The sequence below is a fragment of the Pseudomonas cucumis genome, from assembly GCF_030687935.1.
Lineage (GTDB): Bacteria > Pseudomonadota > Gammaproteobacteria > Pseudomonadales > Pseudomonadaceae > Aquipseudomonas > Aquipseudomonas cucumis.
The window spans coordinates 1,274,477-1,291,724 of the sequence record NZ_CP117454.1 but is presented as its reverse complement, the minus strand read 5'-3'; the positions used below and the strand labels follow the sequence as shown (position 1 = coordinate 1,291,724).

Here is a 17,248-nt window from a genome sequence, read left to right as displayed (position 1 = left end):
AATCGTTGCGAGGGTCTAAATTCATAGTGTTCACGTTGATTTTTTTCAGGGCAGAGAAGGGGCTGCCCATTGCGTGTCTTATTGTGCAAACGTTTCTTTCATTCAAGGGATAAGCAGAGCCCGTATGGATGGCTCGATTGCAAACGAGTCAGGTGGAGCGCCCAGGCAAGGGCTTGGGCAGACAGCGACACAAGGGGTGTCGCGGCGCCGACGACTGTTTTGTCGGGCCAAGGGTTCTGTGCAGAAGGAGAAGTTGAATGCCTTACCAACCGAATGACCTCCTGAGCCGTCATTTTCAAGAAAGCGGCCACGACCTCACCAGCAAGGTCGAAGAACAACTCAACCTGGTTTCACCCAACAGCCCCAACATCCCGATTTACCGCGACATGATCCTGACTGTGCTGCGCATGGCCCAGGAAGATCACAACCGCTGGAATGCCAAGATCACCCTGCAAGCCTTGCGCGAACTCGAGCATGCATTCCGTGTGATGGAGCAGTTCAAGGGACGACGCAAAGTCACCGTTTTCGGCTCGGCCCGCACGCCGATAGAACACCCGTTGTACGGTTTGGCCCGAGAGCTTGGCGCCGCGTTGGCGCGCTCGGACATGATGGTCATCACCGGTGCCGGTGGCGGCATCATGGCGGCGGCCCATGAAGGTGCCGGCCTGGAACACAGCCTGGGATTCAATATCACCCTGCCCTTCGAGCAACATGCCAATCCCACGGTCAATGGCACCGGGAATCTACTGCCCTTCCACTTTTTCTTTACCCGCAAGCTGTTCTTCGTCAAGGAAGCCGATGCGCTGGTCCTGTGCCCGGGCGGTTTCGGTACGCTGGATGAAGCGCTGGAAGTGCTGACCCTGATCCAGACCGGCAAAAGCCCATTGGTGCCCGTGGTGCTACTGGATGCGCCGGGCGGCAAGTTCTGGCAAGGCGCGCTGGATTTCATTCACCACCAACTGGAGGAGAATCGCTACATCCTGCCAACCGACATGAAGCTGTTGAGTCTGGTCTACAGTGCCGAAGAAGCAGTGGAGCAGATCAATCAGTTCTACAGCAACTTCCACTCCAGCCGCTGGCTCAAGCATCAGTTCGTGATTCGCATGAACCACAAACTCAGCGACCGGGCACTCGAACACATGCAAGAGGCCTTCGCCGACCTGTGCCTGAGCGATCATTTCCATCAACACGCCTACAGCGGTGAGGAGCACGACGAAGCACAGTTCAGCCATCTGGCGCGACTGGCCTTCACCTTCAACGCCCGTGATCATGGCCGTCTACGGGAGTTGGTGGATTACATCAACCTGCCGGAAAACTGGGCGCAATCCAAACCCCAGGCGCAACAACGCACACGGGAACCGTCCAAGGTAACGTGAGGCAAAAAAAACGGCCCGCTATCGAAATAGCGAGCCGTTTCAGTCAATCGTCCATCCCTCGGCCGCTGAACAAGCGGCTGATCATTTCCATGGAGTACCCCCGATAACTCAGGAACCTGCCCTGTTTGGCACGTTCCCGGGCGTCTATCGGTAAATGCCCCGAAAATTTGCGCCGCCAGGTGTCTTCCAGTTGTTCCTGCCAGTTGATACCGCTCTCGCGTAACGCCAATTCGACGTCGGTACGTTGCAGCCCGCGCTGGCTCAACTCTTCACGAATTCGCAAAGGGCCATAACCGGAACGGGCACGGTAAGAAACAAAGCTCTCGAGGTAACGGGACTCGGACAACAGGCCCTCTTCCGTCAAGCGGTCGAGTGCTGTGTCGATCATTTCAGGGAGGGCGCCGCGCTGACGCAGTTTACGCGTCAGCTCGACTCGACCGTGCTCGCGTCGCGCGAGCAGGTCCATTGCGGTTCGCCGCACCGCGACGAGTGTATCGAGTACGGCGGTCATCGGTTCAATCAGATATCAGCGTCAGCCAGGTCATCAGCCGTCTCTTTGACTGGCGATGCTTTGACGTCCGGTGCTGGAGTCAACAGCTTGTCGCGCAGTTGCTTCTCAAGTTTCGCGGCGATCTCCGGGTTGTCCGCCAGGAACTTGGCCGAGTTGGCCTTGCCCTGACCGATCTTGGTGCCTTCGTAGGCATACCATGCACCGGATTTCTCGACGAAACCGTGCAGAACACCCAGGTCGATCATCTCACCGTTGAGGTAGATGCCCTTGCCGTAAAGAATCTGGAACTCGGCCTGACGGAACGGCGAAGCCACCTTGTTCTTCACAACCTTGACGCGGGTTTCGCTACCAACGACTTCATCACCTTCTTTCACCGCGCCAGTACGGCGGATGTCCAGACGAACCGATGCGTAGAACTTCAGCGCGTTACCACCGGTGGTGGTTTCCGGGCTGCCGAACATCACGCCGATTTTCATACGGATCTGGTTGATGAAGATCACCAGGCAGTTGGCGTTCTTGATGTTACCGGTGATTTTACGCAGCGCTTGGGACATCAGACGGGCTTGCAGGCCCACGTGCATGTCGCCCATTTCGCCTTCGATTTCTGCCTTTGGCACCAGGGCGGCCACGGAGTCGACGATGATCACGTCAACCGCGTTGGAACGCACCAGCATGTCGGTGATTTCCAGGGCCTGTTCGCCGGTGTCCGGCTGGGAAACCAGCAGGTCGTCGACGTTGACGCCCAGTTTGCCGGCGTACTCAGGGTCGAGGGCGTGTTCGGCATCGACGAATGCGCAGGTCGCGCCGGCTTTTTGAGCCTGGGCGATCACCGACAGCGTCAGGGTGGTTTTACCGGAGGATTCAGGACCGTAGATCTCAACGATACGGCCTTTTGGCAGACCGCCAATGCCGAGCGCGATGTCCAGACCCAGAGAGCCAGTGGAAATAGCCGGGATCGCCTGACGGTCCTGATCGCCCATACGCATTACGGCACCCTTGCCGAATTGACGTTCGATCTGACCCAGGGCCGCAGCCAAGGCTTTCTTCTTGTTGTCGTCCATTAAAGTCCTCACGTAATCAATAAGGCCTGACGGCCAACACCTGTATAAGTAGCCAGTATTATTCCACAGCGTTTCAGGATCGCCTACCCCTGATTTGAGATTTCTCCAGCGGCATACCGCAACAGCCCCTCTAGCGCGGCCTTCACCGTTTGTCGGCGGACCTCGTCACGGTTACCGGGAAAGTACTGCACCTCGCTGAACACCTGCTCGCCGACGCCCCAGGCCAGCCACACCGTGCCCACAGGCTTGCTCGGCGAACCGCCATCCGGCCCGGCTACACCGCTGACCGCCACGGCAAAACGCGCCCGGCTTTTTTCCTGGGCGCCGCGAACCATGGCCTCGACCACCTCGCGACTGACCGCCCCGACCGTTGGAAACAATTCGGGCGGGACATCCAGTTGCTGGGTTTTCTGGCGGTTGGAGTACGTGACATAACCGGCCTCGAACCACGCCGAACTCCCCGGAATACGGGTGATCGCCTCGGCAATCCCGCCACCGGTACAGGATTCGGCGGTGGTGACGTGGGCATTGAGAACCTGCAAGCGTCTGCCAAGTTCAGCGGCCAGCTGAGTGATATCTTTCACAGCTCTCTCCTGATCGAGCGGAATGAGGCCTACCGTACACGAGCCGATCACGCTTGCAAGGTTCAGGATCGATCAAAATGTTAGCGAGCGAGGGCTCTGACATAGGCCTGACACGCCTGCAGGGCAATCAGTCCGCTATCGCCTGCGTCGGTGATGACGATAATTCGTTGAGCATGCGCCGGGTCAAGTCGGGCGCGCGGGGCGCCATGATCCACGCCGCCGGTGCCGGAGGCGGCTGGCACTGCGCAGGTAGAGGCAGCGTCATGGGCATCGAGGAGGACTGACAAGCGCACATCAGCAGTGGCAATACGATCGCGCAGGCGACCTTGATCACGTTCGGCATCGCTAAGCGCTCGATAATGGGTTTGTTCACTGGCCGAAAGCCGTTGTTCCAGGGCCAGGCGCTTGTCCTGCTCGGCCTGTTGCTGGGTAGCCGCCCTCAATGTCAGTTGATTAAGGGTCTCGGCGTGCAGCCTGGCCTGCTCCGCCAGTTGCCGGCCGTAGCGCCAATCCTGAAACTGCCAGGCCAATGCCGCCGAACAACCGGCCAGCACCAGCAGGCCGATCAGTCGCCAGCCGATCAGACCGAAGGCCGGCATAGCACCGCCCTCGCCCGCGCCCAGATTTCCAGACGATCCTGCAAGCCGTTCAGCCCACCGTTTATCCGGCGGGTGATGCTGTTGAACTGGTCGCGGTCGGCCAATTCATTCAGGCCATTTTGCTCCCAGAACCATGCTGCTGATTCGGCCGCCCATTGGGGCTGCTCCAACAGCTCAGGCAGAGACAGCAGACGTTCATCGCCAAACAGGCCGAGACTGCATTGGCGGTAGTTGTTACGCCCGGTGACCTGGATCAGGCCTCGGCCACGGTACTTTTGACCGTCGCCGTCGGGTTCCGGAGTGTTGCCCAACCGGGCGGCCAGGGTGCCGGTGTCGTATTTGCTCAGGTATTGCGTGCTGCCCAGTTCGCGTACGTACTGCAACTGCCCCGATTCGTGACCGACTTGCGCGAGGAAGGCGGCGATGCGTTTCGGGGTGTTGATGTTGCGGTGGGACATGGCGGTGTTGAGGGCGGAAATGAAAACGCCCGCTTGGGAGCGGGCGTTGGGGAGTATCTGCAATAACTTCTGTTGGGTGAGGGACATCACTCATGCTCCGCTGAGTGTTTGTGCCAACCAATCAGGGGCCAATGGTCTACTAGTCTCTTTTGGAAAACCAGAGGTCATTGGCCAATCTCGCAACTCCTGCCGATAATCCAGTAAGTCATGGAAATCATCAGTGGTCAAAGTAAGCGGCACACTAGCGGCCTCCTCGTCCCGATCCCGATCAACTAGCCATTGAGTAGCCATAAGTTGTTCGTCACGCCACCGGCGCGCCGATGCAATCAGCTCAAACTCGGTCGCCGGAGCAGAGTCGATCAGAATAGGCAAACCATCGACATCGTGACTACGATCTTTGCCAGGCTTCGGGTCACCAATGACTGCCAGAAAGCGCTCCTGAGTGATAGGCACCGCATCGTTTGGCATCTTCGCATGCAATCCAGACAAATAAATACAACCCGTGGATTGGCTATAAAAACGTTCCATTAACCCCCCTTAACGCCCTATAGCGATGGCACCGAAACCGCATGGCAGTATCGATGAGTACAAAGTGAACCCCGTCAGAGTCTTAGGCCCCAACGATACACTTGCTGGAGCAGAACCATTCAGGGTTGTAGGAAACACTCCAAAACAGGCATTTGGAAATGCAAGCGTAAAACTTGAATAAGCGCCTTGAATGCCAAGTGTTGAAGTTCCGATCCATTGAATGATCAGGCCTCCAAGCCATGATGGAAAAACGATATACCCGTTAGTCGTGAGGCTGATTGCAAAACCGAAGCGCAATTTTTTTGGCGTTACTATCGTTGCATCGTTCACCCCCTCATTGGTTTGGGAATGACTTGCTGTTCTCGCCACACCCGCAATGGTCTCGGTTGCCTGCTGAACATTTTTAGCGATTGCTTGAAAGACTCTTAAGGAAGTCATCCGCTTTGCATTATCGATGCCTGTCTCTGCCTCCTGTTGGGACGCGACAGGGATAATGCTGTCTGCCACTTTAATGGCGATCGCCGCGCTCAGTTGAGAGTTGTCCTGCTCATCGGGCACAAGCCCGGCAGATTGAATGACACTAATCATTTCTTCACTGACTGCATTGCCCCACTGCGCGGGAATCAATGAGCCGGCCGATCCGGTTATGGGGTTCTCATTCACAAACTTCCCATTCACCAAGCCTGCGCTGGGTACACTCTTTGGATAATCCATCTTCTACCCCTCAACTAAAACTTGATGCTTCTGACAAAACACCTGCCAGGCAGCCTGGAACCTCCGGCCGGGCAGCTATAGCTGGAAAGCTTTCAGCGGCAGGCCAGTCGCGCAACGCTTGTCGGTACTCAAGCAACTCCAGGTACTGTTTCACCGTGAGCGTTGTCACGCGTCCAAGCTCCTGCTCATCACGATGGCGCGTCGTCAGCCATTGACTGGCCGCCAGAATGGATTGGCGCCAGACACGTTCCTGCGCCAATGGATCTTCACTCTTTGTATTCGACGTATCAGTCGTACCTGATGCACCCAATACAACGGGAAGCTCGAAGGTCTGTCCTATATCGCTAATCGAAGTGCCTGGCTTTACATCAACACCTTCGGGCACACATACCATCGAGGTCAGAAAATCCGGAGCAAATAATTGGTTGACCTCGTAGTCACCCGTATCAACCAACTCAACAACGACTCCATCTTCTACACGTGCATAAACGGCCATTATTCGTACTCCCAGATTTCACAAAAGGCATTACCGCCGGGTCCGCTCAGGCACGAGGCCGAAGCATTGGTCGAGCAGCTGCCACTGCCTCCTGAACCTCGCGCACCGGGATTACCATTGCCGTTCACGCCTGTGAAAGAGCCACCACCGTCGAATGGGCTGGCGCCTCCCGCTCCAGATAGAAGCCCCCAGTTGGTGTTGCTCATCGCATAACCACCGTGAATACCGCGAGCGTTGGCCAGATTTCCTCCTGTTACAGCCAGCCCTCCCGCGCCTCCCTGAACAAATCCGGAGGTGTTTGCGACAAACGTCAGAATTTGTCCGCCATAACCTCCCGCTGCGCTCATGTAGGGCCCGAAGGAAGCGCCGCCTCCCGCAGCCCCGATCGCATTACGCGCGGCACCTCCAGCTCCCAATGTAATAGGTATCCCGGCCAACATTTCCGCGCTCACGTCATAGAGACTTTCGGCATAGGCACCTGAGCCACCACCGCCACCCAAACTTTGATAAGTCGCCGCGACAGGCGGGCAACCGGCCCCGGAACCACCGGCGCCAACCAACCGCACGCGAATTCGCTTGGCCTTGGGGTTGGGGCGGTAAACCGTGATCCCGACGGTATCGAATTGCTTGACCGCCAACAGTCGGCCTCCGGCATCGGTAATTCCGTAACCACTTAGTGTGGTCGGGGTGTTGTTCATCTTGGTGAAATCGACCAATGCGCCGATCGCCAGCGCCAATTGGTCATTTTTGGCTTCGTCAGGTGTCAACCCAGCGGCCTTGATGACGTTCAGAATCTCTTGCGTCACCCCATTGCCCCAGGCCGCTGGAATCAGCGATCCCGGTGTCCCGACGACAGGGTTTTCATCGACAAACCAGCCGTTGACCAGGCCAACACTGGGAATACTTGTTGGATAATCCACTTTTCTCTTCTCTCGCTGTAGGTCTAATAGAACATTGACTATTTCTCGGTGGAACCGGGGGCGAGAGGCCAAATGATTTCAGTTGGAAAACCCGCCTGTTGCTCAATGCGATTCAGCTCAACGCTGTAGAGCTTCCACTCCATCAGGGCCAATTGCTCGTCGTGAGAGGCATCACCGATATCTTCGGTATATTGAAGTGGCGCTATACGCAAAACCGCCTCACGAAGAAGTGTGTCGCGCTTGGCCAAGATCTGAACTTTGATGTCGAACAGGCGAGCCGCCTCGTCAAGTTTCCAGCCATTGTCATCCCAGACGTAGTAATTGCCCGGCCATGGTTCGACTGTAAAAGTTTCCGGCAACTCTCCGAGTTCACTCCAGACCTGCTGAGCCCCGCCATCCTTGCGATAAACCAAACCGCGACGATCAATCACTTCCCGAGGAACATTGTTCACCAGCGCCCATGTACGGCCGTTTTCCGCAGGCGGGAGTTCGAATGAAAGTTCAACGGCATTACTGGGTAACTGAATACCAATACCCGGAGTGATGGAAAACTCTACGGGCCCTGACAAGGCGTCCGAGTTATCTAGTAAATAATAAAACATGGACACCTCAGATAAGTTTTATACGACCGGGATAGGCGATGTTGCGAGGGCGCGTTATGCCACCATGGTTAATCAAATCACCATCGGAGATTTGTAAAGCAGGCGGGGGAGATGTGATGTACTTGACGGTTGCACCGGCATAATCGGTGTAGTTCCCCGTATCAAGACCCAGTTGAGCCTTTTGACTATTGATATGTGACGCAAACAGAATGTTGTCAGCTATACCGTTGTCGCCCTGTACCAAGGAGCCTTTTTGCCAAGAGCCTGGAGCTCGGCCCGGATCAACATCGCGCCCCTCAGCCAGTAAACGAAGAAACTCACCTCGAGCCTCCGGCGTTCGAAAGGTTGTCGAACCATCTCCGGGCGTCCATGCCCCCCCACGGTCACTTTCGGAACGCAACATGCCCGAGTGTTGTGCATGATCCCAAAGCCACGGCCATTCGCCGCGATTGAGCAGAGATCCATTGAGCGCACCATAACCACCAGGTGCTACCGACGTAGTTGTCTCAAAAACAGTACGTCCAAGTGTAGTACTGTCAAACCGTCCAACTGGCCACCAACTACCCGCCGTGTCACTGCGCAGGTGCCACCAATCGCCTGCCCCCATCAACACCAGAAACGGATAGCCACCTGCATTCAGATGAGTGTGAAACTTGATGGAGTCCGTTCCCGCACACTGAATAACCAGACGATTGCCACTGTTATCAACACGTCGAACGATGACGTCACGAACACCCAACGCGACATTGACTGAAGGCAGGCTGATGGTGGCGGCACCGGAACTGGCATCAATCAATACAAAGCCAAGTTCTTCGACAGTCAGAACCTTTGATGAGGCTAGCCGCGTGATCACCGAATACATCGGATTGGTCTTGCCAATGATCGCCAGGATAGCCTTGAGCAGTTGACTGTTGTCCGCTTCGGAAGGCGCCAGACCTCCCCCGGTAATCACGCCCAGAACCTCTTGCGTGACGCTGTTTCCCCATACAGCCGGGATCAACGATCCCGGCGTTCCGGCTACCGGGTTTTCATCGACAAACCGGCCATCGACCAGCCCGACGCTGGGGACGCTATTTGGATAGTCCATACGTCTATTGTTCCTCTGAAATAACAAATGGGCCGTATTGACGCGGTTGCCGGTGCAATCACGCCCACGGTTTTTTTCAAAAAAAAGCCCACGAATACGTGGGCCTGAACAGGGGAATTGAATGGTTCTCGCCTAGCCAGCCGGGCCGCTGATGAATTCGCGAATAGCCACCAACGCTTCATCGCCCACGCTGCGGGCCAGATCCATCTTGCCCTTGGCCGCGTGCGCGCGGATTTGCGTTTTGGCCTTGAGGCGCAGTGTGCGCAGGGTCAGCAATTGGTCGCTGAGCTCTGCGGCTTTACTCAGGATCTGCTCGGCGGCCTGCTTGGCCGTCCGGCCTTTAACAACCCATGCGGAGACGGCCAGCGGCACATCCTTTTTCGGATAGCCCGCGTCCTGAAAGGCTTGGGCGTCAGCGGCCGCCTGGGCATATTCCATGGCTTTGAGTGGATCACCGGCCAAAGCCGTGCGTGCGCTGTCTGCAGCGGCATCGACTTTGGCGCACAGGCGTTCGGTTTCCTGCTGTTCGAGCAGGGCAACTTTCGCGGCGTCCAGCAGCCATTTTTCACCGTCCCAGTCATGGGCGGAAGAAGGTTTTGCGGGACGCAGACCGTCCTCGAACTGATGAAGCTCTTGAATAACGTTCATCGAATCAACTCCCAGGAAAGACTGACATTGACGGCTGCCGCAAAGTTGATCGCGATTCCCGTGGCGTAGTCAGACACCGGGTGGTTCTTGATCCCCATACTGAACAGCAATTCATCGCTGACGGCGCTGGTCGAACCGAGCAGGTGTTCGGTCTGGTAGGACTGCCACAGCGAACGTATTTGGTTATGGTCAAAACTGGCGGTCAGCGTCGTGACCGTGACGTCGTTGATATAGTTGTTGCTGAAGATCACGCACGGCAACGGAGCCGTCCAACCAGCATCGTGATTGGAACTAGTGGTCAAGGCTGGTGATAGATAGCAATAGTTGCCACCGACCCAACCCGCTGGCGCAAACGCCACCGAGGATATTTCCGTCGCCGAGGGCGTCGGGTTACCAACAATCAGGCGTGCCGCACGGGCATGAGGATCCAGCGGCAGGTAAACCACACCATTTCCGTTGACGGTTTGCGTCCACGCCAACCGGTTGCGGTTGTAGATCGCCCTGATGACCGGCACGGCCCCCGGCGCTCCCGTCATCACCCAGGCAATGCAGATGTCCAGCGGTGTGGACTGAAAACCGCCCCCCGCCCCGCCGTTGACAGTGCCCTTTAAACCTTCGGGCGTGGCGTCATAGATTGTTCCGCGCTGCATGTAGAACGTCAGCACACCGCCGATCACCTGTGCCCGCAAAAAGTAGCTGGAGGTCGACAACAAATCACTGCTCCACGCTTGGGTAGTGAACGTCCGTGCCCTGCCCAATTGCCCCGCGACGACTTCCTGGCCAATGCTGACCAACACCCCTGCCGGAATCGACACCCGGCCGCCGTTGGTCGAAACTGCCGCCGGGGTCACCGCCAAACGCCCATCCGCCGTCGCCACCGTGGCTGGCGGCAACGAGCCGATCGGCAATGCCGAATCCAGATTCCAGCCCTTGGCTGACACGCTCCGAATGGCTTGCAGCAACTGATCGTACTTTGTCTCATCCGGAGTCAACTCCCCAGCCTTGATGACGTTCACAATCTCCTGCGTCACCCCATTCCCCCAGTCCGCCGGAATCAACGACCCCGGCGTCCCGGTCAACGGGTTCTCATCCACAAACTTCCCATTCACCAACCCGGCGCTGGGCACACTTTTCGGATAATCCATCTCTCTATTCCCTAGTCATAATTGATGTGCACCTTGGTATGTGCCGGTGCGCTGCGATGGATCAAACACTCCAGCGCAGACCCCGGGTTCACGCCGAAACGCTCGCCCCAGTAACTGGCGCCGAAACGTCGTCCCAACAGCAATCGCCCACCGGTATTGAGCGTCCACATGAACTGCGCTTCCCAAGTCCCCCAGTGCGCCGCACCGAAACGCGAGCGTCCCATGCGCGGGGCTTCCAGTTCGGTGATGGTGGCGTTCGGGTAACCCTGGCTTTTGGCGATTTCGAGGTAGTAGCCGACGGCTTGACTACCGACTGCGAGCAGACGACGGCGCACGGCCAGGCGGCGGTCATCGAACAGTGGCGTGGCGCCGAGGCACGGGTCGGGCAGGTTCATCACCCGTTCCCAGTCGGGCACCAGTTCGCTGACGCCGGCCGGGTCCATCTCGTTGAGCAGGTCGGCGGCGCGGGCGTCGAGGCGGGCCAGTTCCTGGGCGACGCCTTCGAGGACTTCTTCGAGTTCCGGCACCCGTTCAGGGTCCCAAGCCGGGCCGCTGGGCAGCAGGCTGCGCAGTTGGGCGTGGTATTGCGCGGCGGTTCTTATGCCCCCCATACGCAACCTCCGAAGGTCAGCAACTCATTGGGCTCGGTTTCGACATCAGCGACAGGCGAGGTGAGTACGTGGTCGTTTTCGCCGCTAGTGCTGCTGATCGCTTCACGGATGTGACTGATCAATAACTTCTGGCCGAGGTCGGCCTCACGGTTATGCAGGTCTCGCAGTTGCGCTTCGACGGCGGCGCGTATGGCGGTGGTGTCGGGGGTCAGCGTCAAGTGATAGACCACCGGTACCTGAACCGGCCGCTGCACATGCACCTCGGCGGTGACCGGCCGCAGAGGCTCGATGTAGGCCTGAACTTCGGCCAGTTGTTCGTCGTTCGGCATCGGTTGCGGGTCGTCGTCACGCATGATGAACAGGCTGACCGTGCCCGGTCCCAACAAACCGCCGCGGCACCAGACACGGGTCACGCCGGGGCACTCCAGGGCCCAGGTTTCATAGTCTTGCGCCGAACCGCCGTGAGGGATGATGCGATAGGAGCGAATCACCCGTGCACGCAATGACTCCAGGCTTTCCCGCGCCACCCCGCCGTTGAGTCCCGGCGCCAGCACGGTAAAGCTATTGCCGACGATTCCCGCAATCGGCTGCACCGGAATCAGCGCCAGACCGGCCTCGGCATTGCCCAGGCTGCCGGCCTCGAGCGCGGCGATGGTGGTGCTGTTGAGGCCGTTGCTGGTGGTGCGTGCGGCGGTCACTTTGTAGGTGCGACCGTCGCTCGATTGCAGCAGTGTGTCGACGTCCAGCACGGCACCGGCGCTGGCGGTAAAGCTAACGCTGCCGCTGGCCGCTTGCGCGGGTTTGCGCGGCTGGTTCAGGCGCAGTGCGGCGATCCGCTCCAGAGTCGATTCATCGGCCTTGTCCGGGAGGATCTGCTCGGCGATCCAGTCCAGATAGCCATACAGGCCATAGGCGGCGCCACCGAGGGTGCGGGCCAGCACTTGTGCATCGGACTGGCGCAGCGAATCGCTGGCCAGGTCGCTTTGGGTGCGTTTGATCAGCACCGGCAGCGAAGGGGTTTCAAACGGCATAGATCACCTGCCAACTGTTATCGGGGTTGATGTCCAGGCGCTCGCCGTCGGCCAGGGTCAGGACCGTGCGCAGGTTTAGGCGCTGGGCGTCGAGGCGTTCGCTGATGATGTCGATGGCGCTGCAATGGCCGTCGTCGATCAGCCATTGCAGGGCTTCGCGGGCATAGAACTCGGCGTCCATCTGGGTCTGGCGGGTCAGCTTGACCCGGCGTAGCAACCACAGCCGCGAACCGATGCGGTCGTCGGCCACCGTAGGAAAGGTGTCGCCCCACCAGCCGAAACGTTCTTCGTCGTCGAGGGCATCGTCATCGGCGGCACGGCGCCAGGTGAACAGGCTGATCAGCACTGAACGGGTCAGTGCGGCGTGAAGGTTTTGGCTGATCAACATCACTGCCCTCCCGCCGGTACGCCGGTCTGGCCGTTGCCCGCTTGAACGCCGACATGCACGTGTTTGATCTGGCTGATGCCACCGGCAATCTGATCGCCGGTGGAGACGATTTTTCCGGTCTGGTTGATCACGGGGCTGTCGATGTTCACCGCGCTGCTGGCGCGGATGTTCAGCGTGGCGGTTTCGATGTCGATGATCCGCCCGCGCTTGAAGTGGATCTTGTCGCCTTCGTCGGTGTAGATCGCTACTTCTCCCGCGGCCAGGGACTGGAGGCGATAGCGGCGATCGGCGACCACCAGCACGATGGCGTGGGAGCGATCACCGCCCAGAAACGTGGCGACACCTTCAGCGCCGGCCAGCGGGTTACTGGTGAAACCGTAGGGTTCGAAGTGCTCCATGTCGTCGTTCACTTCGCCGGCGGTGAGGCGCATTTGCAGCGATTGAAGCTTGGTGGCCGAGTTGGCGAGCACGACAGTGCCGCGCGCCAGGAGGCGTGTCAGTAGGCTCATTGGATTTTCCTTGAAGGCGACCGCCGCTCTTGTGGGAGCTAGCTTGCCTGCGAAAGCGGCGGGTAGTCACCTTGATGTTGAATGTGCCGCCGCCATCGCGGGCAAGCCCGCTCCCACTGGTTCAGGTGTCGGGCTCAGGCCTTTTTGGGAGGCTCGGGATTGGCGTCGAAGGTATGCGGCGGTGCGACTTGCAGGGTGGTGATCGAACCTTGCGCCGACAGCGAGTAGGTCACCTTCGAGATCAGCATGTCGTCATCAAACCCCAGCACCGGATCCTTGACCCGTACCAGTGTGTTGTGACGCCACAGATCGCCGTTCGATTGCCGCCAGCCCTGCACCTGATAGGTGGTGGCTTTGGCCTTGCCCACGCGGGTGGCGCTTTCCCAGTTGGCCCGTTGCAAGGCGAGCTCGGGATTGATCTGCATGCCTTCGTTGATCACCGTTACCCGCCGACGCTTGTAGCTCAGGTCGGCGGACATCGATTCAACCTCGCTGACCGCTGTCCCGCTCTTCTTGTCCGTGCCCTTGTGCTGACCGATCACCCGATATTCGGAGAACACCTGGCTGTAATCCATCGGCGCGTTGGCCGACAGAATATTTTTGCCCAACTCCAGCGCATCGCTGGCCCGGCCACCACTGCCAGGCCGGGCCAGCACCAGCCGGCCCTGGGCATCATCGGTAGAAAACACCCGGAACAATGTCAGCAAGCGGTCGATGGATTGAAACACCGTTTCCCCCGGCACGATGGTGTGACTGCTGAGCCGCGCGGTCTCGGGAATTTCGCTGACCACAAAGACTTTGTAGGTGATCGCCAGCGCTTCGACGATGCTCAACAGCGATTGCTCATGCCATTGGTTCGGGCGGTTGGTCGCGGCGCAATCCACCAGATCCTGGGTGCAGGAACTGCCTTCGATGTTCAGGCTGATCTGGCGCCCGTCATAGCTGATCGGTGCCTTGAACACATACCCGGTCAGCACCAGATCCTGGCCGATGCGCACTTCACAGGCGTCACCGGGCTGGATCCGCTTGTCCACGGTCTGCCCCGGCCATTGCCAGGTGATGTTGAGTTTGAAGGTGCGAAACTGGCGCTCCAGATCCGCGGTGATTTCCACGCTTTTCCAGCCACCGTATTCCAGGCCGCCGACGGTCAGGGTGACCCGGTTATCCATGTCGTTCATGGTTCACTTCCCGGAAACTTTCACATCGTTCGGCGGCAGGAACAACGGATGGGCAACACCGTTGCGCTGAGTCACCTCCATGACCCGCGTCGCGTCGGCAAATTGCCGATAGGCCACGACGACAGCGGGCAAGCTCTCCTGAAATGATTTACTGACCAGCCGCACGCCGGACGACGCCACGGCTTTTAGGTGCGCATTCAACGCCTGCTTAACATCGTTGATGGCCTGATAGTGCGCGGGGTTGGCCTTGTTCAATGCCAATTGGATCGCTTCGTTCAATTCCCTTTGCAACAGCTGCAAATCGTCGGTGACCGGCACTTCCTGACGAGTGACCGGTTGCACAGTCTGCTGATCCAGCGATGGCGTCGACGACAGTTTCACCGGGGTCGACGCCACCGGCATCGAGGCGACCCATTGCGCCACTTTCACCAGCAGCGTGTCCTGCACCAGATCGGCCATGGCTTGCGCCGCGGCCGTGGTGTCCTTGCCGGTGGTGAGCTTCGGCGCATCGGCTTTGCGGATGGCTTCGAGCTGTTGGGAGACGTCGGCAATCACGCCACGATAACCCTCCTTCGCGAAGTCCTTGAGCGATTTGATATCGCCGAGCAAGCCCTTGAATTCCGCCGCCACTTCCTTGGGTAATTCCTTGACCGCTTTGACCAACTCGGTGATTTGCCGATATTGCTCGATCAACGGTTTGAGCTGTTCCTTGATCACTTCATAGACCCCGGTCAGGCTGTTGCGCAGATTGGCGATGCCGATCCGCGCCGCCTTGATCAGGGTCATGGCCTGTTCGAAACGCGCCACCGCCGAGCCCAGCAAGGTGTCCGCCGATGACAGCAGCACCTTTTGCGTGCTGACCGTGGCCGTTGAAAATGGCAGGGGTTGATCGGGGTAGAACTTCAGGGCAAAGGTCACCAGCCCGCCGTCCTGGCGGGTCTGGGTCATGTCGCATTCACCGACCTTGACTTGCATCCGCCCCAACCACGGGTGGACCAGTTCACCACTGCCCTGCTCCAACGCCCTGAGCAATTTGTCGCGCTGCTCCAGACAATCGGGGCCGACGATGAACGCCGTCAGATCATGGATCTTCGCCTGCTGGCCAAGGCCCTCGAAAAACGGCAGATCCCGCTGCGGATACTCGTGCAACTGACCCTTTTTACCGACCGGGGTTTTCGCCTGATCGACCCAAAAACCGACACCGCGAAAGGATGCCGGCAACAAACGGTCACGCCAGTTCATTGGAACCTCCCAGAGACAGCGAGCGATAGCCGATGCGCGAATTGAGCGACAGCCCCGGTTGATTGGTTTGCGGTTGATCGGTGCGCAGCCCGGCCGGCGCGTTTTCGAAGCGCACGGTCAGGCCGCCTTCGAGCTGCGTGCGGTTGTTGGCCGCGCTTTGCTGGATCAGGGTGTTGGAGTTTTGGGTCAGAGAACCGGGCTGCATAGACGACTTGAGCGGCAAACTGCCGGGAGTCGCCAGCGCGTTTGAGGTTGGCTCGGAAGCGGCATTAATGAACGCCGCCGCCGGCGCAAACTCACCCTTGCCTTCAGCATTGGTTTTCTTTTGCACCTCGGCGAAGCTTTCGACCTTGCCGGTAATTTTGGCGATAAAGCCACCAAAGCTACCGCCCAGCATTTCCTGGATCGGCGCCAGAATGGCCCGGAGCTTTTCCGCTTTTTCACTGAAAAACTGAACCACAGATGCCCATGTTTCGCTCAGTGCATCCAAGGGCGACCAAGTGAATAGCCCGCTGAGGTAGGAAAAGAACGCCTGCGCTCCAAGCTTGATTGACTCCCAGTAGCCCGAGAAAATGACAGGCACCTGATCCCAAGCCGCGGCAATGGCGTCCAGCGGCGCCCAGTCGAACAGGCTGCGCAGTTTCTCCTTTACCGGCACGGTCAGTGCCACGAGCAGATCCCAGATCGCCGCAAACAAACCGACAACGGCCCCCCAGTTGTTCAGGATCATTCCGTAGGGCGTCCAGGCAAACCACGCTTTAAGGAAATCGAATCCCGCACTCACAACTGCTTTTACTTGATCAAAAATTGCCGAGAAAACGCCGCTGATCGGCGCCCAATAACCGACAACCTTTTGCCAGAGCCCGGCGAAAAACGTCGAAATCGGTTCCCAGTTGGCAATGATCAAACCGGCCGCCAGGGCGATACCCATGGCAATCAGCATGATCGGATTGGTCTTGAGCACCATGCTCATCAGCTCGAACACTTGAGTCGCGCCGGTCACGGCGGTTTGCATCGCCGAGAACGCAATGGCCCCTGCCGCCAGGCCTTCGACCAGCTTCGGGTTGTCATCGAGCAGACTGCCAAACCCAACCAACAAAGGTTGAAGACCTGCCGTTACCGTAGCGACGGCAGGCTGCAAGGCTGTATTGGCCGCGACCGACACCTGCTCCATCGATCGACTGAACACATTCATGTTTTGTGTAGCGCTTGCCGGTGCCTTCGGCAAATCAACGCCTTCGGCTGATTCGCTGACCTCGGTCAATTTGCCCTTGAACGCGTCGGACGCCTTGATCGCATCCACGAACGGCGTGATCACGCTACCGCCCTTGAACAAACCGCTGATATCCAGTTTGCCGAGGCCGGTCTGCTCCAGGTTTTTCTTGAAGCTCTCGACCTTTGCCCGCAGGGCGCCGAGTTTGGGTGACAGTTCGTCAATGCCCGTGAGCAGCACCGACGTTTTCTCTTTCGTTTCTGTGTCTGCCATCACTGCACCTGCTGCATCGCATTGATCCGTTGCGCGTGCTCCAGCGATTCGCGGAGCACATCCAGTGGCCTGGC

21 protein-coding genes are annotated in these 17,248 nt (G+C 58.5%); 1 reads left to right on the top strand and 20 read right to left on the bottom strand.

Going from position 1 to position 17,248, the window contains the following annotated elements:
* Window positions 1-257: 257 nt before the first annotated feature.
* On the top strand, window positions 258-1,376 hold the full coding sequence (locus PSH97_RS05680) for an LOG family protein (RefSeq protein WP_123719818.1): 1,119 nt from the start codon (window positions 258-260) through the stop codon (window positions 1,374-1,376).
* A 43-nt stretch (window positions 1,377-1,419) separates the two neighbouring features.
* Here PSH97_RS05680 and recX read toward each other — a convergent pair whose 3' ends face one another.
* The 20 genes from recX to PSH97_RS05580 form a co-directional block, all read right to left on the bottom strand.
* A complete protein-coding gene (recX, locus tag PSH97_RS05675) occupies window positions 1,420-1,887 on the bottom strand; it encodes a recombination regulator RecX (protein WP_305448435.1) in 468 nt (155 codons plus the stop codon).
* A gap of 8 nt (window positions 1,888-1,895) precedes the next feature.
* A complete protein-coding gene (gene recA, locus PSH97_RS05670) occupies window positions 1,896-2,948 on the bottom strand; it encodes a recombinase RecA (RefSeq protein ID WP_007907270.1) in 1,053 nt (350 codons plus the stop codon).
* Between the two features lie 83 nt (window positions 2,949-3,031).
* On the bottom strand, window positions 3,032-3,532 hold the full coding sequence (locus PSH97_RS05665; RefSeq protein WP_305448434.1) for a CinA family protein: 501 nt from the start codon (window positions 3,530-3,532) through the stop codon (window positions 3,032-3,034).
* 80 nt (window positions 3,533-3,612) lie between these two features.
* Entirely contained in the window at window positions 3,613-4,131 is a 519-nt protein-coding gene (locus PSH97_RS05660; protein WP_305448433.1) for a lysis system i-spanin subunit Rz, read from the bottom strand.
* Window positions 4,113-4,676 (bottom strand): glycoside hydrolase family 19 protein, encoded by a 564-nt coding sequence (locus tag PSH97_RS05655; RefSeq protein ID WP_305448432.1) that lies wholly within the window; start codon window positions 4,674-4,676, stop codon window positions 4,113-4,115. Before PSH97_RS05655 ends, PSH97_RS05660 begins: the two co-directional genes overlap by 19 nt.
* A 3-nt stretch (window positions 4,677-4,679) precedes the next feature.
* Window positions 4,680-5,117, bottom strand: a complete 438-nt coding sequence (locus PSH97_RS05650; protein ID WP_305448431.1) for a phage tail assembly chaperone — start codon at window positions 5,115-5,117, stop codon at window positions 4,680-4,682.
* Between the two features lie 9 nt (window positions 5,118-5,126).
* Window positions 5,127-5,831 (bottom strand): gp53-like domain-containing protein, encoded by a 705-nt coding sequence (locus tag PSH97_RS28560; RefSeq protein ID WP_305448430.1) that lies wholly within the window; start codon window positions 5,829-5,831, stop codon window positions 5,127-5,129.
* Window positions 5,832-5,841: 10 nt separating this feature from the next.
* A complete protein-coding gene (locus PSH97_RS05640) occupies window positions 5,842-6,327 on the bottom strand; it encodes a phage tail assembly chaperone (RefSeq protein ID WP_305448429.1) in 486 nt (161 codons plus the stop codon).
* A complete protein-coding gene (locus PSH97_RS05635; protein ID WP_305448428.1) occupies window positions 6,327-7,247 on the bottom strand; it encodes a glycine-rich domain-containing protein in 921 nt (306 codons plus the stop codon). Before PSH97_RS05635 ends, PSH97_RS05640 begins: the two co-directional genes overlap by 1 nt.
* Window positions 7,248-7,285: 38 nt before the next feature.
* Entirely contained in the window at window positions 7,286-7,849 is a 564-nt protein-coding gene (locus PSH97_RS05630) for a tail fiber assembly protein (RefSeq protein ID WP_305448427.1), read from the bottom strand.
* A 7-nt stretch (window positions 7,850-7,856) separates the two neighbouring features.
* On the bottom strand, window positions 7,857-8,936 hold the full coding sequence (locus tag PSH97_RS05625) for a phage tail protein (RefSeq protein ID WP_305448426.1): 1,080 nt from the start codon (window positions 8,934-8,936) through the stop codon (window positions 7,857-7,859).
* Between the two features lie 132 nt (window positions 8,937-9,068).
* Window positions 9,069-9,584, bottom strand: coding sequence for a phage tail protein (locus PSH97_RS05620; RefSeq protein WP_305448425.1), 516 nt, complete (start codon window positions 9,582-9,584; stop codon window positions 9,069-9,071).
* Window positions 9,581-10,729 carry a phage tail protein gene (locus tag PSH97_RS05615; protein ID WP_305448424.1) on the bottom strand — a complete coding sequence of 383 codons (1,149 nt, stop codon included), beginning with the start codon at window positions 10,727-10,729 and terminating at the stop codon, window positions 9,581-9,583. The genes PSH97_RS05620 and PSH97_RS05615 overlap by 4 nt, the downstream gene beginning before the upstream one ends.
* A gap of 11 nt (window positions 10,730-10,740) precedes the next feature.
* A complete protein-coding gene (locus PSH97_RS05610; protein WP_007907236.1) occupies window positions 10,741-11,340 on the bottom strand; it encodes a YmfQ family protein in 600 nt (199 codons plus the stop codon).
* Entirely contained in the window at window positions 11,328-12,371 is a 1,044-nt protein-coding gene (locus PSH97_RS05605; protein ID WP_305448423.1) for a baseplate J/gp47 family protein, read from the bottom strand. The genes PSH97_RS05610 and PSH97_RS05605 overlap by 13 nt, the downstream gene beginning before the upstream one ends.
* Window positions 12,361-12,759, bottom strand: coding sequence for a phage GP46 family protein (locus PSH97_RS05600; RefSeq protein ID WP_123719829.1), 399 nt, complete (start codon window positions 12,757-12,759; stop codon window positions 12,361-12,363). The genes PSH97_RS05605 and PSH97_RS05600 overlap by 11 nt, the downstream gene beginning before the upstream one ends.
* Window positions 12,759-13,268 (bottom strand): phage baseplate assembly protein V, encoded by a 510-nt coding sequence (locus PSH97_RS05595; protein WP_007940550.1) that lies wholly within the window; start codon window positions 13,266-13,268, stop codon window positions 12,759-12,761. Before PSH97_RS05595 ends, PSH97_RS05600 begins: the two co-directional genes overlap by 1 nt.
* 134 nt (window positions 13,269-13,402) lie before the next feature.
* Window positions 13,403-14,446, bottom strand: coding sequence for a phage baseplate assembly protein (locus tag PSH97_RS05590; RefSeq protein ID WP_305448422.1), 1,044 nt, complete (start codon window positions 14,444-14,446; stop codon window positions 13,403-13,405).
* Window positions 14,447-14,449: 3 nt separating this feature from the next.
* Window positions 14,450-15,688, bottom strand: a complete 1,239-nt coding sequence (locus PSH97_RS05585) for a DNA circularization protein (protein ID WP_305448421.1) — start codon at window positions 15,686-15,688, stop codon at window positions 14,450-14,452.
* Entirely contained in the window at window positions 15,675-17,174 is a 1,500-nt protein-coding gene (locus PSH97_RS05580) for a phage tail tape measure protein (RefSeq protein ID WP_305448420.1), read from the bottom strand. The genes PSH97_RS05585 and PSH97_RS05580 overlap by 14 nt, the downstream gene beginning before the upstream one ends.
* Window positions 17,175-17,248: the final 74 nt, after the last annotated feature.